This window comes from Halostagnicola kamekurae, from assembly GCF_900116205.1.
In the GTDB taxonomy this organism is placed as follows: domain Archaea; phylum Halobacteriota; class Halobacteria; order Halobacteriales; family Natrialbaceae; genus Halostagnicola; species Halostagnicola kamekurae.
The window spans coordinates 406,500-424,254 of sequence record NZ_FOZS01000001.1 but is presented as its reverse complement, the minus strand read 5'-3'; the positions used below and the strand labels follow the sequence as shown (position 1 = coordinate 424,254).

The window sequence follows — 17,755 nt, the reverse complement described above, 5'->3', positions numbered from 1 at the left end:
AGTCAGTAGCAGGTGCCATGGACGAGGATGTCGTCGCGGATATCACCGGCCGCTTCATCTTGAGCAACGGTGGTGAAAATGCGGGTAAACCCCTCGAGGGGCGGATTATCATGACCGAAAAGCGGGTCGTACTCGCGACGGGTCAGACGAAAGAAACGGTTCCGCTGTCGAAAGTCATCGACGTGAACGTCGGGACGGTGCCCCAGCACGTCAAGCAGTTTTTCGGAGACACGGCGACGATCGGTTACCGAACCGACGACGGAACCCAGAGCGCGGTCATCGAGAGCTCCGACGAGAAGGTCGAAAAGTTCGTCGCGATCCTCTTTCGCTGCCTGCTCAACGGACGGAAGGTCGCCGTCAAACACCCTGCGCGGATTGGCGGCCGAATCAAAGACTCGAACGTCGTCGTGGGGAAACTCCGTATCAAAAACAGGGAAGTCGAAGTCAAGACGAAGTCCAGCGGCTTCAGTATCGACGTAGCGACGGTAATGAACATCGACCGGACGAACAAGATCGGCGACAGCGACGACCGGGTAACGCTGGTCGTCAAGCACACTGACCAGGAGTCGGGGCTGACACAGACCAGCCAGATCGCGCCGGCAAAGAGCCAGTACGTGAACCTGCTCGCGCGATACTTCAGGCTCGAATACGACGAAGTCCGCGAGGAGGTCGAAGAAATAGAACTGACCAACCCCGAAAAACGGGTGCTCGTCGGCGTCCACGCCACGGGCGGCGACATCGACTTTACGAACATGCTCGACGGCGATCCGGCCTACGTGACGAACGTCCTCAACTCGGTCCGGAACAAGCAACTGGTCGTCGAGAACGGCGAGGGACTCTCGCTGACGCCCCAGGGTCGCATCGTCGTGAGCCAGCGGATCGAGGACGTCAACGCCTGAGAGCGGTTCAACTGTAGTACAGATCCCTTCTCACAGCTCCGTGTCGCGGAGCTCGAGCTCTGCGATCAGATCGTAGGGGTGATCGTCTTTCCTGATTCCATCGAGGATCGAGAACGCCTGGCTCGGGTCGAGAAAGTGCTCGGTGATGACCCGTCCGAGCGGCGTCGGCTCGAAGCCGTCGATGAAGTCGTACTCGAGGAGTTTGCCGAGGGCGTGTTTGGTCGGCACTTCGCCGAGCATTCGATCGTTGAGTCGCTTTGCCGCCCGACCGCCGACCGTGACGTTGGCCAGGGTCTCCTCGATGGCCGCCGCCTCGTCGTAGTGGGTCATCACGGACTCCATCTCGCCTTTCAGGAGTTTGAACGCGACTTCGTCCTCGGTCATCTCCATCGAGTTGTGGTACGCACAGTCCGGTTCGACGAGGACGTAGACCGTCCCCGAATCGTGGTAGTCCGGCCGGCCCGCTCGCCCGAGCATCTGGTGGAACTCCTGGACCGAGAGCCACTCGATGCCCATCGCCAGCGAGTCGAAGACGACCTGCGAGGCGGGGAAGTCGACGCCGGCCGCGAGCGCAGCGGTTGTGACGACCGCGGCGAGGTCCTGATCGGCGAACTGCCGTTCGACGCGCTTGCGCCGGCCGTAATCCAACCCCGCGTGGTAGGGGGCCGAGGAGTACTCGAGCTTTCGGGAAATCTCGTGACAGCGCCGCCGGGAGTTGGTAAAGATGATCGTCTGGCCGCGATACCCCTTCGAGGACTCGGTGTCGAACTCGCGTCTGACGAGTTTGTTCTCGACGCCGACTTTCTCCTGCCCGTCGGCGAAGGTGACGTGGCGTTCGATGGGGATCGGTCGCTCCTCGAACTCGATGCACTTCGCCTCGAGGGTGGCCGCGAGCTGTTCGGGGTTGCCGACCGTCGCGGAGAGGTAGACCCACTGGGCGCCGCCGTATGATTCGCGATCCGCCGCACGCTGTTCGCAGGTGTACTTGAGCCGGGAGATGAGCCCGTCGAGTCGGTGCCCTCGTCCCTCCTCTTTGAGCGTGTGGACCTCGTCGATGACGACGGTACCGATGTCGCCCATGTCCTTGCCCGTCCGCAGGGCGTGGTCGATCCCCTCGTAGGTGCCGACGATGACGTCGGCGTTCGGATCGAACTGGTTGCCCGAGTCCGCCACCCGACTCGCGCCGACGCGGATGCTCACGTCGACGAGATCGCCGTACTCGTCTTTGAAGTCCTCGTACTTCTGGTTCGCGAGCGCGACCAGCGGCACCAGAAACAGCATTTTCCCCTCGCCCTCGAGGACGCGATCGATCCCCGTCATCTCGCCGACGAGCGTCTTGCCGGTCGCCGTCGCCGAAACGACGAGCTGGTCGTCGCCAGAGAGGAGGCCGTGATCGACCGACAGGCTCTGGACCGGCAACAGCGTCTCGAATCGGCTCTCGAGCAGGCCCTGCAGGTCCGGGTGGAGGTCGAGCGAATCGACGCGGACGGGGTCGACCTCGTCGGTGGTCGAGGAGATCGTATCGAACTTCGTCAGGTCAGGATCGAGCTGCCCTTTGAGCAGATTGACGATACGCTCTAGGTCCTGGACCTCGTGCATGAGCTCCTCGAGGCGGTCTTTGGCCGCGCCCGTGAGGCCCCCGACGTGGGAAAGCTGGCGCTCGAGTTCCTTGCTGGCACAGTCGGTACAGATCCAGTCGCGGTCGTCCTTGATCGCCGTCTCCGTCGTGATCGGCGAGTAGCGGCCGGCCGACGCGCAGTACCGGCAGGTCCGGACGACTTTCGCCTCGAGCTGATAGCCGTCGAGCATCTCCTTCAGTTCTCGTCGGCCCGAGGAAGAGGTCTGCTCGGAGATCCGGATCCGCTCGGCTCGACGAGCGAGTTCGACGAACTCGTCGGGCTGGCGGGGCTCTTCGCTCGAGCCCCGCTTGAGCCTGAATTTGGCAGGTCGCGGCCCCGCGTTCGTTTCCGAGAGGCCCAGTTTCGCGCGGAATAGTCGCTTTCCGTCCCGGCTGACCACGACGAGATACTCCGATCCCACCTCGTGGCAAAATATCGTCTCGACGTCCTGGACCTGCTTCGACACGACCGCTGATAAGACGGTGACGTACTTGAGCGATTCGGACTCGCGTTCGACGAGGTTTGCGTGCCCCAGAAGCGATTTCGCGAAGCCGATACGAGCTACAAGAGTCCGACCAACGGAACGATGGCGAACCAGCCGATGTAGGCCAGCGCGACAGCCATCACCGTGTTGATCTGACCCGGTAGCGATCCCGTTTGCGTTCGCTTCCACACCCGATCCCAGAGCAGCCAACCCAACAGGGCGGCATGGAGAATGCTCCCGTAGATGATCGGGCTGTACGCGCCGGGAACCACGCTGACGAGCTGCCAGAGGGTCCCAGTCAGCGCAGCCGCCAGCGTCGTCGCGACGGCGACGACGACGGCGCCGTCGATCCCGAACCTGACAGCGATCGTCCGTTTGTCCGCGGCCCGATCGGCCTCGTAATCGGGGACGCCCGCCAGCGTGATCGAGGGGATGATAGACAGCAAGAACGGTACCCCGAGCAGCCACGGGAGTGGATCGTGCCACGAACCGCCCAGCGCGACGAAACCGAGCAACAGGACGCCGATACTGTGGGTGACCGCGACGTCTAACTCACCGAGCGTCCGGTAGGCTAGTTTCAGCGGCGGTATCGTGTACCCGAGGGCCAACGCTGTTAGCACCGCCATCGCGACCGCGACCGTGTGGACCGAGCCGGTTCCGATCGTCGCGAGCGCGAGACCGAGTCCGAAAACCGCCGTGAGTACTCCCGTAACGCCGATACCGCGACGAAGCTGCTCGAACGACAGTTCGTCGTCGACTAAGACACGAGAGCCGCCGGTGAACGGGCCGGCGAACGTATTCTCTCGGTCGGTATCGTAATCGGCGTACTCGTTGCTCAACACGGTGGTCGCCTCGAGGAAAAACAGGAAGCCAAAGCCGATCCAGAACACCCTGGTCGCGAAGACATCGCCCGATCCGACAGCGGCCAGTGCACCGATCGTGTACGCGGCCCACGCCATCGGGTAGAACTGCAGCCGAAGGGCTTTCAGCCACGTTTTCAGCGTTCGTTTCGCTCGAGTCGACCGCGACTCCGGTCCTGTAGCCAGGCTCCGACCGAGTTCCCGCACGTCCTCGAGCCACGCCTCTCGCTGGTCGGGCGTAGAGTCATCGATCGGGCCGAGGTTCGTCACTCGCGTGGTTCGAATCCCGGCGAATCCGAGCGTTGCGCGTTTGACAGCGTTAGTTCCCGGCTGGCGGTAGATCCAGCGGTAGACCCACGCGGGCATGTCCATTGTCACGATGAGTTCGGCCGTCGTTCCGTCCAACAGCGGTTCGTGGCCAGCCCCTTCCCCCTCGTCGTAGAACGAGAACGCGAACCCGGACGTAAACACCCGGTCGAAGAAGCCTTTGAGCCGCGCTGGCATCGTGGCCCACCAGTTCGGGTAGACGAGGGCGAGATGGTCCGCCCACTCGATCCGACGCTGGGCGTCGGCCAAATCCGCCTCGAGCGGTTGATCGCTCGGAGACTCGACGTGGACGTCCGGATCGAACTCCAGATCGGCGACGGCGATCTCTCGAACGTTCACGCCCGCATCACGAGCACCCGCCCGGTAGGCTCGAGCCACCGCTCCGCAGAAGCTGTCGGTTCGCGGATGGCCCAGAATTAGTAAGACGTTCACGTCCCGGTATCGACGTTACACGAGGTCACAGAAATAACCGATCGGTGACGGCCCAATGTATACGCCACACCGACAGCGCCGTCCCTTACGGACGATCAACGATTCGAAAATCGGCTGGATCTGCATTAAATCTCGCGCGTGACCGGCGACCGAAACGACGGCGGCTCCGCTGGCCGGTCTGTAAAATACTGCTTTGAAATGCCGATACCTCAGCGAATTCGCCTTACAGGCGCTCGACGTTCGTCGCGCGCGGGCCCTTGGGGGCCTGCTCGATGTCGAACTCGAGGTCCTGTCCTTCTTCGAGATCCGGGCCGCCGATGTCTTCCATGTGGAAGAACACGTCGTCGTCCGCGTCCTCAGTTTCGATGAATCCGTAACCGCCTGTGTCGTTGAAGAAATCAACCGTTCCTTTCGCCATTGCTTTTGTACAGAGGAGGTGTACACTGATAACCCTTCCGGAACACCCGCTCTATCGAGAGACGTCGATTCGGGGCCCAGACAGGGGGAATTCGTGCGCGTAGCGCTCAGACGTCCTCGAGATCCTCGAGTTTGTGGATCGCGGCCGAGACGAAAAAGACGAGCATGAAGAACCCGAATCCGACGAGGAAGCCGAAAAAGCCCCGGCTACCGAATCCGATCGAGTTGACCGTCGTCACGACGAGGATCGCGATCACGAAAAAGAGGATGACGAGTGCGCCGACCGCGTAGTAAAACCGCATATCGGACCCGAGACGTTCGCGCATACCCGTCCCTTCCGGCTCCCCATATAAGTATTCGAGCACTCCGGAGCCGAAGTACCTTATAGCCGCCGCGGCAACGAACGCGTATGGCGGAGCACGAGCTGGACGCGATCGACCGGGAGATCCTCTACGCGTTACAGGAGGAGGCGCGGAACCTCTCCTCGAGCGAGATCGCCGACCGGACCGACGCCTCCTCGAGTACGGTCCGCAAGCGCATTCAGCGACTGGAGTCGGATGGCGTTATCAAAGGCTACAGCGCCAACATCGATTACACGAAATCCGGCTATCCGATCCGGATGCTGCTTTTCTGTACGGCACCGATCCCCGACCGGGGGGCATATATCGACGACCTGCTCGCGATCTCGGGCATCGTCTCCGTGCAGGAGCTGATCACGGGCGAGCAGAACCTCCTCGTGACCGTGGTCGTCGAGAACGACAGGGACGTCACGCCGATCGCACAGCAGATCGCGGACATGGGGCTGACGATCACCGACGAAGTACTCGTTCGCAGCCACAAGTCAACCTCGTTCGACGAATTCTCCTCCCGCTGATATCGCGGTCGCAGTCCTCCGGAACCAGTCACTGACGGTTCGAGACGCCGATCGTTTTCCCGTTCGTCGGATACAGCGCTCTCTCGCCTCTCGAGCGGTATGAAATTATCTACTGTGTTACTCTGACTGCCGAAATTCGAACGGATTGTTCGAACCGAAGACTATAACAACCGCTCTGTTCACATATGGGGTAGAGACGACCAGTTGAGCAAATATTGTCGCGAACGACACGTTACGTCGGAAGCTGATCGCGGGCTGGTCGCCACCTGACACATGACCGAGGACACAGCAACGATCGACGACGACGTCGCACAGCGCCCCGAACCGACGCCGCCGAGTTCGGCCGTACCTCGAGCGTCGACCTGGACGGTCTGGACGCTCTTTCTGGCCAGTCTCGGCGTTCTCGCGCTGACGATCCGAGGGGGAGCCGGCTGGGAACTCTCGACGCTCCTGCGGATCGACGGGCTGACCGCGGTCATGTGGGTCGTGGTCGCGTTCTTCAGCGGGATCGTCCACAGCTACTCGCGGCGCTACATGGCCGGCGACCGCGACATCGAGCGATTCTTCGGCTGCGTATTCGGCTTTACCCTCGCCGTCATGACGATGACCGCGGCGAACCACGTCGCGCTGTTCGTGGTCGCGTGGCTGGCGATGGGGCTGCTCATGGCCGGCCTGATCGGTCACGTTCGCGGCTGGCCACAGGCCGAGGCCGCCGGTCGCCTCGCCCGTCGATACTTCCTCGCAAGCACCGCCGTGCTGGCCGGCTCTCTAGCCCTCCTCTCTTGGGCGACGGGCGCGACCACCGTCACCGGCATCCTTGCGGGACTCGAGACCGTCTCCCAGACGACCCTCCTCGTCGCCGCCGGTGGGATCGTCCTCGCCGCGATCATCCAGTCGGCGCTGGTGCCGTTCCACGGCTGGCTGCTGTCGTCGATGACCGCGCCGACGCCGGCGTCGGCCCTGATGCACGCCGGGTTCGTCAACGCGGGCGGGGTCCTGCTGACCCGGTTCGCTCCGGTGGTCGCCGCCGAGATCGTCGTCATGTCGGCGATCGTCCTCGTCGGCGCGGTCAGCGCCCTGCTCGGGCAGGCGATGATCCTCGTCCAGACAGACGTCAAGCGCAAACTCGGTAGCTCGACGATCGCCCAGATGGGCTTTATGATACTGCAGTGCGGACTGGGCTTTTTCGCCGCCGCGATCGCGCACCTCATCCTGCACGGCTTCTACAAAGCGTATCTTTTCCTCTCGTCCGGGGCGGGCGTCAAGCGCGCGGCCCCCGGGAAGGCGGGCCACACCCAACTGGGCTTGCCCGGGGTTGCCGTCAGCCTCGTGACGGCCGTCGGCGGCGGGGTCCTGTTCGGCGCCCTCACGGGGAAGGCGACGAGCCTGACGCTGAACAGCGGGACGATCCTGACGCTGGTCGTGGTCCTGACGACGCTGACCGCGGCTCGGGACATCCTCCGGCGCTCGACCCTGCCGACGACGGTCCGGTTCGTCAGCGTCCCGCTGATCGTCCTGACCGCCATCGGCGGCTACGCCGTCGCGTTCAACGCCGTTTCGTCGATGCTCTCGGGCGTCCCGATGACCCACGTCTCGACCGAGATGACTCCCGTCCACTACCTCGTCGTGGCCCTGTTCGTCGGGGCGTATCTCGTCGCGGAACTCGGCTGGTATCGTTCGAGCGAACGCCTCTACGTCGCCTTGCTGAACGTCTCCCAACCCGATCCGGCGACCGTCCTCACCGACACGGAGGAATACAATGACGCGTAAGGAACCCGACGACACCCGTCGCATCGCGGAGAGCATCGACCGCGCGGCCGAGTCCATCGGCTCTGTCTGGCCGCTGCACTCGTTCGTCACGGCCAACCCCCTCTCGGGGTTCGAGGACGAGCCGTTCCACCGGGCCGTCGCGGCGGCCGAGGACCTGTTCGGCGGCCGGGGCTACCCCCGTCCGTCGGTCTTCCGTCGCGCCTGGGAATCGGGTCGGATCGACGCCGACACGCTCCGGGCGGAACTCGCGGCCCACGGGATCGACCGCGATCCCGAGACGCTGCTCGAGGAGCTGGCCGACGCCGAAGCGGCCCGTGACACCGCCGATCGCGATGACGCGACCGAGGCCGTCGATCGGGTCCTCTCGAAGTGGCTCGCGGCCTTCCTCGACGAGGGCCGGGCCACGTGGCAGATGCCCAACCGCGAGGCCGGGTTCTATCAGGCGTGGCTCGCGGTGGCTCCCCACGACGGCGACGTGCCCGGGCCCGCCGACGCCGACGACCTCCCCGAGACGGCGATCGACGCCCTCGAGTCGGCGCTCGGCGAGTACCCCGAAGAGCGCTGGGCCGACATCCTCGAGGCCCACCTCGCGGCGCTGCCGGGCTGGAGCGGGTTCATCAAGCAGCGGACCGACGACGACACCGACCCGTGGCAGAAGCAGTACCCGATCACGCTGGCGCAGTACCTCGCGGTGCGGCTGACCCTCTCCGACTTGCTAGACGCACCGATCGACATCGACGCCGACGGAACTAACGGCGACGCCGACGACGCCGACGAGGTTCCGCTGCCCGAGATCTGGCTGACCGCCTGGGAGAAGAGCTACCGCGAGCGGCTCCTCGCGGGGATCGACGATTCCGTGACCGATCCCGCCGACACCGGGAACGGCGACCGGCCGTCCGCCCAGCTCGTGTTCTGTATCGACACCCGCTCGGAGGTGATCCGCCGCCACATCGAGGCGCAAGGTCCCTACGAGACCCACGGCTACGCGGGCTTTTTCGGCGTCCCGATGCGCCACCGCAGCTACGAGGCCGCGGCCGACACCGACGCCTGCCCGCCGATCGTCGAGCCCGAACACCGGATCGTCGACCGGCCCGTCGACACCGAGTCGGCCGCCGCCCGCGACCGTTGGACCGGACTCGCCACGGCCGCGCGTAAACACTTCAAAACTCTCAAATCGAACCTCGTCGCCGCCTTTACCTTCGTCGAGGGGGCCGGCAGCGCGTACGGTTCGGCGATGACCGCGCGGACGCTGTCGCCGTCGACGATCGCTACGCTCGAGTCCGCTATCGGGGAGCGCATTCCGAGCCGCCACGAGATCGCCGCGCTCGCCATCGAATCCGACGCGTACGACGATCACGATCACGCCGACCACGACCTCCCACAGGGGATGACCCACGAAGAGAAAGTCGAGTACGCGCAGACCGCCTTCGAACTCATGGGCTGGACCGAGTTCGCCCGGCTGGTCGTCTTCTCGGGCCACGCCAGCGAGACGACCAACAACCCCTTCGACTCGAGTCTCGACTGCGGGGCCTGCGCCGGCAACCCCGGCGGTCCGAACGCCCGCGTCCTCGCGGCGATCTGTAACGATCCCGATGTCAAAGCGACCCTCCGCGAGCGCGGGTTCGACCTCCCCGAGGACACCGTCTTCCTCGCGGCCGAACACAACACGACGACCGACGAGATAACGCTGTTCGACGACGGTGTGCCGGAGAGCCACCGCGAGGACCTCGCCTCCCTGCGCGAGGACCTCGCCCGCGCCCGGGCCGGCGCGGCGGCCGAGCGCACCGGCGAGGACGAAGACGGGGCCGTCGACGAGGTCGAGCGCAAGGCGGCCGACTGGGCGGAGGCCCGTCCCGAGTGGGGGTTGGCCGGCAACGCCTCGTTCATCATCGGGCCACGCGAACTGACCGCCGACCGCGATCTCGACGGGCGCGCATTCCTCCACTCTTACGACTGGTCGGTCGATCCGGACGGCGACGCCCTCGAGGCGATCTTCACGGGTCCGCTCGTCGTCACGCAGTGGATCAACAACCAGTACTACTTCGCGACGGTCGACAACGCCGTCTACGGCAGCGGTTCGAAGGTCACCCAGAACCCGGTCGGCAACGTCGGCGTCGTCCAGGGCAACGGCGGCGACCTGCTGACCGGGCTCCCGCTGCAGTCGCTCAAGCGCGACGACGAGCGCCCGTTCCACCAGCCGCTGCGCCTGACCGCGGTGATCCACGCGCCCCTCGAGCGCGTGACCGAGATCCTCCGCGAGCACGAGGACGTCAGGGAACTGCTCGACAACGGCTGGATCGGCGATCTGACCGTCCTCGATCCCGAGCGGGACAACGAGCCGTTCCGCTACGCGGGCGACCTCGAGTGGGTGGCCGACGCCGAACTCGACATCGAGGCGACGGCGGAGTCCGAGCTCGCGACGCCGCCCGCACAGCCGGTTGACGACGACTGACGGCGCTCTCGAGGACCGATCGGTTTTCCCGCCGTCACGATTCGATCAGCCAGTGTCGCATGGCTTCTCTCTCACGCTCGAACTTCGTCGTGTCAACCGAGGAATCCACGAGTGATTCGCGACGCGGTCGGGACGGAAGCCACTGCAAAGACAGCGCGCGTATCCCCCAGCCCGTCTGGGGATCAGTGAAAAACCGGATCCCGGTCAGTTTCCGGTTCCGAGATAAGTGTGAACGGCGTTTGCCTCCTCGAGTTCGTCCGCGAGGGCGACGGCGAAGTCCTCCATCGAAATGTAGCTGTCTCCCTCGTCGTCGGTCACGAGTTCGCGGTCGGCGGTCCGGTACTCGCCGGTTCGCTCGCCGGGTTCGATTAGCGCAGCGGGCGCGACGTACGTCCATCGTAGATCGTCGGCCTCGCTGAGGGTATCGTACGCGTCGATGGCCGCGCTGGCGACCGGCACCCACTCTTCGGGGAAGTCCTCCGTCTCGATGAGGTGGGTGTCGGGACCGACCTCGAGCCCGCCAGCGCCGCCAGTCCAGACGAGGCGGTCGACACCTGCGCGGCGCAGTCCGTCGATCACGGCCGCTATCATGTCGGTGAGGATCTCGGGCGGCTCGTCGCCGCTCGGGCCGAGCGTCGATACCACGGCGTCGTGCCCCGTCGCGAGCTTCGCGACGTCAGTAGCGTCGGTCGCGTCCCCAGCAACGGCGACGAAGTCGGCGTCGTCAATTCCTTCGACCGTCCCGCTCCGGGAGACGCCGGTGACCTTGTGGCCGCGGTCGAGGAGTTCAGCAGCCGTTCGCTGTCCGATTCGCCCGCTTGCACCGAGTAGGAGTACGTTCATGGTGGGAGTTGTGTTCGCTGATGGCCGTCGCGCGATCTCGGGGATCGTCCCGAGATCGCGGTTACACCATCATACTTGGTCATGGTGCGTGAGCTTAATATAACTCAGCGAACGTTCGTCTGACCAAGTCACACCGATGTCATCGGACGCTACTCTCGAGACGAAGTACGGGGACTGTCCGGTAATCAAAACCCTCGAAGAGGTCGGTTCCCAGTGGCGGATGACCGTTATCCACGTCCTCCGCGAGGGCGAACTCCGCTTCAACGAACTCAAGCGCGCGACGGATGCGAACTCCCAGACACTGTCCCGCGTGCTCGAGGATCTGGAGGAGAAAGAATACGTCGACCGCCGAGTCGATGAGGGGAGTCCGGTCGCCGTTTACTATTCGCTGACGCCGAAGGGTCGAGAACTCCTCTCGGCGTTCGATGAAATCTACGAGTGGGGCCAGAAGTGGATTACCGACGAAAACTGACGGCCATCGGTCGATACGTACACAGGAGCGGGCGCGGAACGGGATTTTGATTCGCCTCGTTCAGGATCCAAGAGCACCGCACGAGCCACTAGTCGAGCAGACTCCGAATCGTCGCTTCGTAGCCGTCCGGCACCAGATCGACGAGTGCCTCGCGCTCGGTTTCCCCGTCGACGGTGACGAGATACGTACGGCCGGGGCGGTCGCCGTAGACACCCTGAAAGTCGTAGACGAAGCCGTAGACAGTGACCCGGTCCGGAACGTCGGCGGCGGCACACAGCGAGCGGGCCTGATAGCTGACGTTGTACTCGACGAGCTGGTTGATGACGGTGTTGGTGACAGCATCGCGGTCGATGCGATCACTCTCGAGGGCCTCCTCGACCACGGGGACGAGCATATCGACCCACTTGTCGACGCCGCGCGGCCCGGGCGGCTCCGCGCCGGTCGCGACGTGGTAGGCTGCGGTGATGGCCCCACAGCCGGTATGGCCAACGACGGCCACGGCGTCGGTGCCGGTATGATGGATCGGATAGAGGACGCCGCCGTCGATGATCCGAGTGCCGTCGTCTTCGTCCCAGACCTGATTGCCGATGTTACTGGGGGTAAAGACCGCGCCCGGCCGATCGATTCCCCACATCCCCTCGTGAGAGACCCGCGAGTCCGAACAGCAGACCGCGACGACGGTTGGGTGCTGGCCCGTCTGGACGTCCGCGAAGTACCCGTCGGGCAGGGACTCAACGTGGCGGCGGTTCCCGGCGAGGAGTTCGTCCAGAAGTTTGTCAGTGGAATCGCCCATGGTACTACATATCGTGGCCACCCACAAAACGATCTCTTCTTTCCGAGAGCGACCGGTCCCCGGAACCTCACTCGATCACGAGTTCCCAGTCGCCGGTCGCTTCGACGTTGAACCACGTCGCGTCCCCGACGGCGTAGGATCTCGAACCCTCGAACTGGCCGGTCTTGTTGACGACCTGCTCTCTGCTCCCGCTCGAGTCGAAGCCGTCGACGAGGAAGGTTCCGTTCCCCTCGTGGGTCACCACGAGACTGATGTCATCCTCGCTCTCGAACGGCCCGACGAACGACGATCCGGTACCGGACTGCTCGACCGGCAGCGACGTGAGATCCGAACTCGTGACTTCGGGTTGGTCGAGTTCGATCGACCACTCGCCGTCGGCCTCGACCTCGAGTCGATAGGTTCCCTCGTCGGCGAACGTGAACGACTTGCCCGAGCCGGAGCCCGTCGTATCCACGACGAGTTCGTGTGCGAGGTCGCCCTCGATCGCCGTCCCCTCGACGGTGAAGTCGCCGCTTCCCTCGTGGGAGAAGTAACACTCCACGCCGCTCCCGGCGAGTTCGAACTCCTCGGTCTGTGCGTTTCCGCTCCCGGAGAACGTGTGTGAGTTTCCGGCCTCGAGAATCGGTCCGCCGTCGTCGGCCCCGGACTCGGACTCCGAGTCGGTGGCCATCGTTCCGTCGACCATATCGGAGGGCGTGACCACGTCCACGCCGCGGTGTTCGAGGTGATTGAGGAGGTGCTCGAAGTTCTCGAGAAGCATGTTGTTCGCGTTCGAGTCGGCTTCGTCCTCGACGATGGCCGGGATTCTGAGGACGGTGAGCTGATTGTACTGGTCCGAGAGGTTGATCGCGCGTCGCACGCCGCCGTGGAGGTCGGGGCCCCAAATGAGCGAGGTCATGTGCGGGCCGGTCGGCGACGTGGAGTTGGGGCTGGCACCGAACAGAAAGCCAGACTCGTGGTTCTCGCGGACGATTTCGTGGGTCGTCGCGTCCATGTTGTCGTCCGGCACGAAGAAGTGACGCGCCCCGTCGGAGAACTCGTAGGATTCCAGTACGGATATCGACTGTTCGATGCGTTCGCGTTGGCGCTCGGCCGACTGGTCCGGAAGGGGGCCGCCGCTTTCGGGGTACGAACACACGTCCCATCCCCGCTCACTGAGCTGCTGAAGCTGGTTGACGTTCATCCGCCCCGACTCGCCGATCCGAGCGGGGTCGACCGGAACCGCGCCGGCCCAGCCGCGTTCCTCGAGCATGTCCGCCGCGATATCGAAGTGCGAAGGGTGTCCGTCGTAGAAGGCGAGAATCGCCTTGCCACTGTCGACTGCGGCCTCCGTTCGTCGGAGGTCGTCGACGACGACGCGGGTCGGGCCGCCCTCGGGTCCCTTCGCGACGATGTTGAGCTGCGTGACGTTCGAGAGGTCGGGTTCGCCGTTTTTCATGATGTATCCGAAGTCGACGCGGAGCCACCCCTCGTACGCCTCGGGGATCTGTCTGATACTCGTCAGGTGATTCTCGCGACCGCTCGCGAGGACCTCGAGTCGGATGTCATTGGCCGAATCCACCTTGACCGCCATCGAAGCGTCCCAGTCCTCGAGGTTGACTCCTTCGGGAATCGCGAGCCCCGTGCTGGCGGTCGCCTTGTCGCTTTGGATGACCAGCGCCTGATCGCCGGTGACCGCCTCGTCGGGCGCGGGTTCGATCTCGCCGTGTCGGGGGATCCAGTCGTCGTCTTCGCCGAAGTCGGAGATGAGCTCGCCCGAGTTAGACGCGGGCCAGGCCGCACTGTCGCCGCCCGACCCGTTGCCATCACCGCCACCGTTTCCGTCCCCGTCACCGTCGCCGCCGTCCGAAAGGAAGTCGAGACAACCCGCGAGGGAGGCCGATCCGACGCCGACCGCAGCTAACAGTCGCCGCCGAGATGAGTCGGTATCCATACCCAACCGACCGCATCTGAAGTACTTTCTAATGGAGCTATTAACTCGGATTCGAACGCTCCAACCGAACAGAACCGTCGACAGAAGACCAGTCCAGAAACCACAAAATCACCCTCGAGAGGGCATTATTTGGTTGTTAAACGACCCAGAAACGAATCGTAGTTCTCGAGCCGACGCCGCTCTCGAGAGGTGGTGGCACCCAGCCTACACCCTGCAAGTAACGGGCCTCGTTTCCGGGAGCCAAATGTTGACCTTTCGTCGGGAAGACCCTCAAATATGGCATCCACCAGACAGTGGCACCTCGCGAGCCGCCCAGTCGGCGAGCCGACCCGCGACGCCTTCGAGTTGGTCACCGTCGAGCGCCCGGAGCCCGAGGATGGAGAGGTCCTGATCGAAACGCACTACCAGTCGGTCGACCCCTATATGCGCGGCCGGATGCGCGACGCCGAATCCTACGCGGAGCCGTGGGACGTCGGCGAACCGATGAAAGCCAGCGTCGTCGGCGAGGTTCTCGAGTCGAACTACGACGGACTCGAGGCCGGCGATATCGTCACTGGAGACCTGCTGTGGGCCGAACACGCGGTCGCCCACGGAGACGAACTCCGACGCGTCAACCCGGCTCTCGCGCCCGTCTCGACCGCCCTCGGTGTGCTCGGAATGCCCGGCGTGACGGCGTACTTCGGCCTGCTCGACGTGGGCGAGCCGAAGCCGGGCGACACCGTCGTCGTCTCCGCGGCGGCAGGCGCGGTCGGCTCCGTCGTCGGCCAGCTCGCACAGATCGCGGGCGCACGCGTCGTCGGGACCGCCGGCAGCGACGAAAAAGTCGACTGGCTCACCGACGACCTCGGCTTCGACGCGGCGATCAACTACCGCGAGACGGACGACCTCGGGGCCGCGCTCGAGGAGACCTGCCCGGACGGCATCGACGTCTACTTCGACAACGTCGGCGGTCCGATCACCGACGCCGTCTGGCCCCGGCTGAACCTCCGCGCTCGAGTCGCCGTCTGCGGACAGATCGCGCTGTACAACGAGACCGACGTGCCGACCGGTCCTAGAAAGCTCGCGACGCTCATCGAAAAACGAGCGCGCGTCGAAGGCCTGCTGGTCGGCGATTACGAGGGGCGCTGGGGCGAAGCGCTCGAGCGTCTCGCCGGGTTCATCGATTCCGGTGAACTCGAGTACCGAGAAGAGGTCGTCGAGGGATTCGAAAACGCGCCCGACGCGTTCCTCGGGCTGTTCGAGGGCGAGAACATCGGCAAGCAACTCGTGAAAGTGTCCGACTGAGACGAGGCTCGAATAACAGCGCTCACAGCCCACCATGTGAGGGGTTTGATTCGATAAACCGCGTAGATCTGTGTCTCGTGCACTGGCTATTCGTCCGACAGAACCCGCGCACAAAACTGATAAACACGGAAATAGAACTCACAGTATGAGCACGGTTACATCGACGAAACGCCTTCCGTCCCGGGTAGCAACGATACTGGGGATTGCTTCAGTCGTACTCGGGGTCTCCACGTCCGAGTATTTCGAGGCAGGCCCTATCGTGGCTGTTGCTGCAACTGCCGTCCTGCTGGTAGCCACAGCGTTCGCCTACAATTTTCTGTCCGCTTAGGAGGGTCGACTCCGAGGGAGTTCACCGAAAATACGGTTCAGTCAGAGATCCCGTAGCCGCGCTTGAACAGGTACAGATCGATCGCGAGAACGACCACGGCTGCCCCGGAGAGCACGAGCAACGACCTGTTCGGGTCGATCTCCGTCACGCCGATCATGCCGTAGCGGACGCCGTTTACCATGTAGACCATCGGGTTGAGCAGTGACGCGGTGTAGGCCAGCCCCTCGAGTTGGTCCAACGAGTAGAACACGCCGCCGAAAAAGACCAGCGGGCGGAGGAGGAACTGGTTCATCACCGTCAGGTGATCGAAGTCCTCGGCCCAGAGCCCACCGATGATCCCGAGGCCGGCGAAGAGGGTGGTCGTCACGACGCCGAAGCTGAGCAGGTACAGCGGGTGTGCGAACGGCACCGTCGTGAACAGGAAGCCGACGGCGACGATCAGCCCGCCAATGATGATGCCCCGAAGCGCACTCGAGATGACGTACCCGCCGACCGTCTGGGTGTGAGAAAGCGGCGAGGTGATGACCTCGTGGATGTACTCGTTCCACCGGCCGTGGAAAATGCTGAACGAGGCGTTCTCGAATGCGTTCGACATGGCTCCGAGCACGACCAGACCGGGCAGCACGAACTGGATGTAGGTCACGTCGCCGACCGATCCGATTCGGCTGCCGAGGATGACCCCGAAGACCGAAAAGTAAAGCACGTTCGTGATCAGCGGCGGGAGGAAGGTGTTGTACGGGCGCCGCACGAACCGGAGCACTTCTCGCTGGATCAGCGTCCGCAATTGCGTGTTCGCTATACTCATCGTCGATCACCTGTGGAAAGTGCGTGCGTTTCAAGGGCGGTCAGTGCGAGCAGACACGCCCCCGAGGAGACCGGCCGCATCAGACGGCACCCCCCTGCTCGAGGAAGTCCTCCTCGCGCTCGGTCCCCGGCTGTTCGTCGCCGCCACCATCCCTCTCGTCCGAACGGGTCACGGATCGATCCTCGTGTCTCGTCAGGTCGACGAACACCTCCTCGAGCGAGGTCCGGGTGATCTCGAGGTCGACGATGTCGTACCCCTCGGCTTCGAGGTCGTTGAGCAACTGCGGGGCGGTCGATCCCCCGTCGTCGACCCGAACCTCGAGCGCGTCGCCGCTGAGCCACGCGTCGTGGGCGTAGGCACCCAGCGACGGCGGGGTCGACGGCGGGTTCTCGAGCGCCACCGAAATTGTGTCCGTTCCGCGTTCTTTGAGTTCGTCCGGCGTCGCGACGGTCACCTTCTGGCCCTCGTTGAGGATGGCGACCCGATCGCAGAGGCGTTCGGCCTCCTCGATGTAGTGAGTCGTCAGGAGCACGGTCGTCCCCTCCTCGTTGAGTTCGCTGACCAGTTCCCAGAGGTCGTGGCGCAACTGGACGTCGACGCCCGCCGTCGGCTCGTCGAGGATCAACAGATCCGGGTCGGTGACGAGCGCGCGAGCGAGCAGGAGGCGGCGTTTCATGCCGCCTGAGAGCCAGTCGAAGCGCTCGTCGCGCTTGTCGTAGATCCCGACGCGTTTGAGCACCTCGTCGGCCCGGCGTTCGGCCTCGTCCTTCGGAATCCCGTGGTAGCCGGCCTTGTGCATCAGCACTTCTCGAATCGGGAAAAACCGGTCCACGTTGAACTCCTGTGGCGCGAGCCCGATCGCGTCTCGAGCCTGCTGGTACTCCGCTTCGACGTCGTGGCCGAAGACGCGGACGTCCCCGCCGCTCTTGCGAACGAGGCCGACGAGCGTGTTGATGAACGTCGTCTTCCCCGCGCCGTTCGGACCGAGCAGTCCGAAGAACTCCCCCTCCTCGACTGTCAGAGACAGGCCCTGTAAGGCCCGTAACTCGCCGTATTCCTTGACGAGATCCTGCGTCTCGATCGCCGGTGGCATCACTCGAGCGGAGGCCACGACGGCGGTTAAGGGTGTTGTCCTCGGCAGCCCAGAGCCGTTCGTGTGAGGT

15 protein-coding genes are annotated in these 17,755 nt (G+C 64.2%); 6 read left to right on the top strand and 9 right to left on the bottom strand.

The genetic code is table 11. The annotated features are described in order from the left end of the window. Positions 1–17 precede the first annotated feature (17 nt). Positions 18–899, top strand: coding sequence for a CheF family chemotaxis protein (locus BM348_RS02110; RefSeq protein WP_092901308.1), 882 nt, complete (start codon positions 18–20; stop codon positions 897–899). Between the two features lie 30 nt (positions 900–929). On the opposite strand, the gene BM348_RS02105 is transcribed toward BM348_RS02110, so the two are convergent. The 4 genes from BM348_RS02105 to BM348_RS02090 all read right to left on the bottom strand — a co-directional run bounded on the left by BM348_RS02105 (position 930) and on the right by BM348_RS02090 (position 5,364). After that, positions 930–2,984, bottom strand: a complete 2,055-nt coding sequence (locus BM348_RS02105; RefSeq protein WP_092901305.1) for a DEAD/DEAH box helicase — start codon at positions 2,982–2,984, stop codon at positions 930–932. A 95-nt stretch (positions 2,985–3,079) separates the two neighbouring features. Continuing rightward, the gene (locus BM348_RS02100) at positions 3,080–4,621 is read right to left on the bottom strand and encodes an NAD(P)H-dependent oxidoreductase (RefSeq protein WP_092901302.1); all 1,542 of its coding nucleotides are present in this window, start codon (positions 4,619–4,621) and stop codon (positions 3,080–3,082) included. A 223-nt stretch (positions 4,622–4,844) separates the two neighbouring features. Next, positions 4,845–5,039, bottom strand: a complete 195-nt coding sequence (locus BM348_RS02095; protein ID WP_049951623.1) for a cold-shock protein — start codon at positions 5,037–5,039, stop codon at positions 4,845–4,847. 106 nt (positions 5,040–5,145) lie between these two features. Then, on the bottom strand, positions 5,146–5,364 hold the full coding sequence (locus tag BM348_RS02090) for a hypothetical protein (RefSeq protein ID WP_092901299.1): 219 nt from the start codon (positions 5,362–5,364) through the stop codon (positions 5,146–5,148). Positions 5,365–5,447: 83 nt separating this feature from the next. On the opposite strand from BM348_RS02090, the gene BM348_RS02085 reads away from it, so the two are divergent. The 3 genes from BM348_RS02085 (at position 5,448) to BM348_RS02075 (ending at position 10,134) form a co-directional block, all read left to right on the top strand. Beyond that, positions 5,448–5,912, top strand: a complete 465-nt coding sequence (locus tag BM348_RS02085; protein WP_092901296.1) for an Lrp/AsnC family transcriptional regulator — start codon at positions 5,448–5,450, stop codon at positions 5,910–5,912. Between the two features lie 273 nt (positions 5,913–6,185). Next, the gene (locus tag BM348_RS02080; protein ID WP_092901293.1) at positions 6,186–7,682 is read left to right on the top strand and encodes a proton-conducting transporter transmembrane domain-containing protein; all 1,497 of its coding nucleotides are present in this window, start codon (positions 6,186–6,188) and stop codon (positions 7,680–7,682) included. Next, the gene (locus BM348_RS02075) at positions 7,672–10,134 is read left to right on the top strand and encodes a DUF2309 domain-containing protein (protein ID WP_092901289.1); all 2,463 of its coding nucleotides are present in this window, start codon (positions 7,672–7,674) and stop codon (positions 10,132–10,134) included. The genes BM348_RS02080 and BM348_RS02075 overlap by 11 nt, the downstream gene beginning before the upstream one ends. Before the next feature lie 204 nt (positions 10,135–10,338). Here BM348_RS02075 and BM348_RS02070 read toward each other — a convergent pair whose 3' ends face one another. Continuing rightward, positions 10,339–10,977: an NAD(P)-dependent oxidoreductase gene (locus tag BM348_RS02070; protein WP_092901286.1), complete on the bottom strand. Its 639-nt coding sequence runs from the start codon at positions 10,975–10,977 to the stop codon at positions 10,339–10,341. A 136-nt stretch (positions 10,978–11,113) separates the two neighbouring features. On the opposite strand from BM348_RS02070, the gene BM348_RS02065 reads away from it, so the two are divergent. Next, complete coding sequence (locus tag BM348_RS02065; RefSeq protein ID WP_092901283.1) at positions 11,114–11,449, top strand: winged helix-turn-helix transcriptional regulator; 336 nt, start codon at positions 11,114–11,116, stop codon at positions 11,447–11,449. An 88-nt stretch (positions 11,450–11,537) separates the two neighbouring features. Here BM348_RS02065 and BM348_RS02060 read toward each other — a convergent pair whose 3' ends face one another. After that, positions 11,538–12,242 carry a carbonic anhydrase gene (locus BM348_RS02060; protein WP_092901280.1) on the bottom strand — a complete coding sequence of 235 codons (705 nt, stop codon included), beginning with the start codon at positions 12,240–12,242 and terminating at the stop codon, positions 11,538–11,540. Between the two features lie 67 nt (positions 12,243–12,309). Next, positions 12,310–14,175, bottom strand: a complete 1,866-nt coding sequence (locus BM348_RS02055; RefSeq protein ID WP_092901277.1) for a polysaccharide deacetylase family protein — start codon at positions 14,173–14,175, stop codon at positions 12,310–12,312. A gap of 276 nt (positions 14,176–14,451) precedes the next feature. Between BM348_RS02055 and BM348_RS02050 the strand changes: the two genes are divergently transcribed. After that, on the top strand, positions 14,452–15,459 hold the full coding sequence (locus tag BM348_RS02050) for an NADP-dependent oxidoreductase (RefSeq protein ID WP_092901274.1): 1,008 nt from the start codon (positions 14,452–14,454) through the stop codon (positions 15,457–15,459). A gap of 365 nt (positions 15,460–15,824) precedes the next feature. On the opposite strand, the gene BM348_RS02045 is transcribed toward BM348_RS02050, so the two are convergent. Both BM348_RS02045 and BM348_RS02040 read right to left on the bottom strand, forming a co-directional pair. Beyond that, the gene (locus BM348_RS02045) at positions 15,825–16,592 is read right to left on the bottom strand and encodes an ABC transporter permease (RefSeq protein WP_092901271.1); all 768 of its coding nucleotides are present in this window, start codon (positions 16,590–16,592) and stop codon (positions 15,825–15,827) included. A 79-nt stretch (positions 16,593–16,671) separates the two neighbouring features. Continuing rightward, entirely contained in the window at positions 16,672–17,685 is a 1,014-nt protein-coding gene (locus BM348_RS02040; RefSeq protein ID WP_092901268.1) for an ABC transporter ATP-binding protein, read from the bottom strand. Between the last annotated feature and the right edge of the window lie 70 nt (positions 17,686–17,755).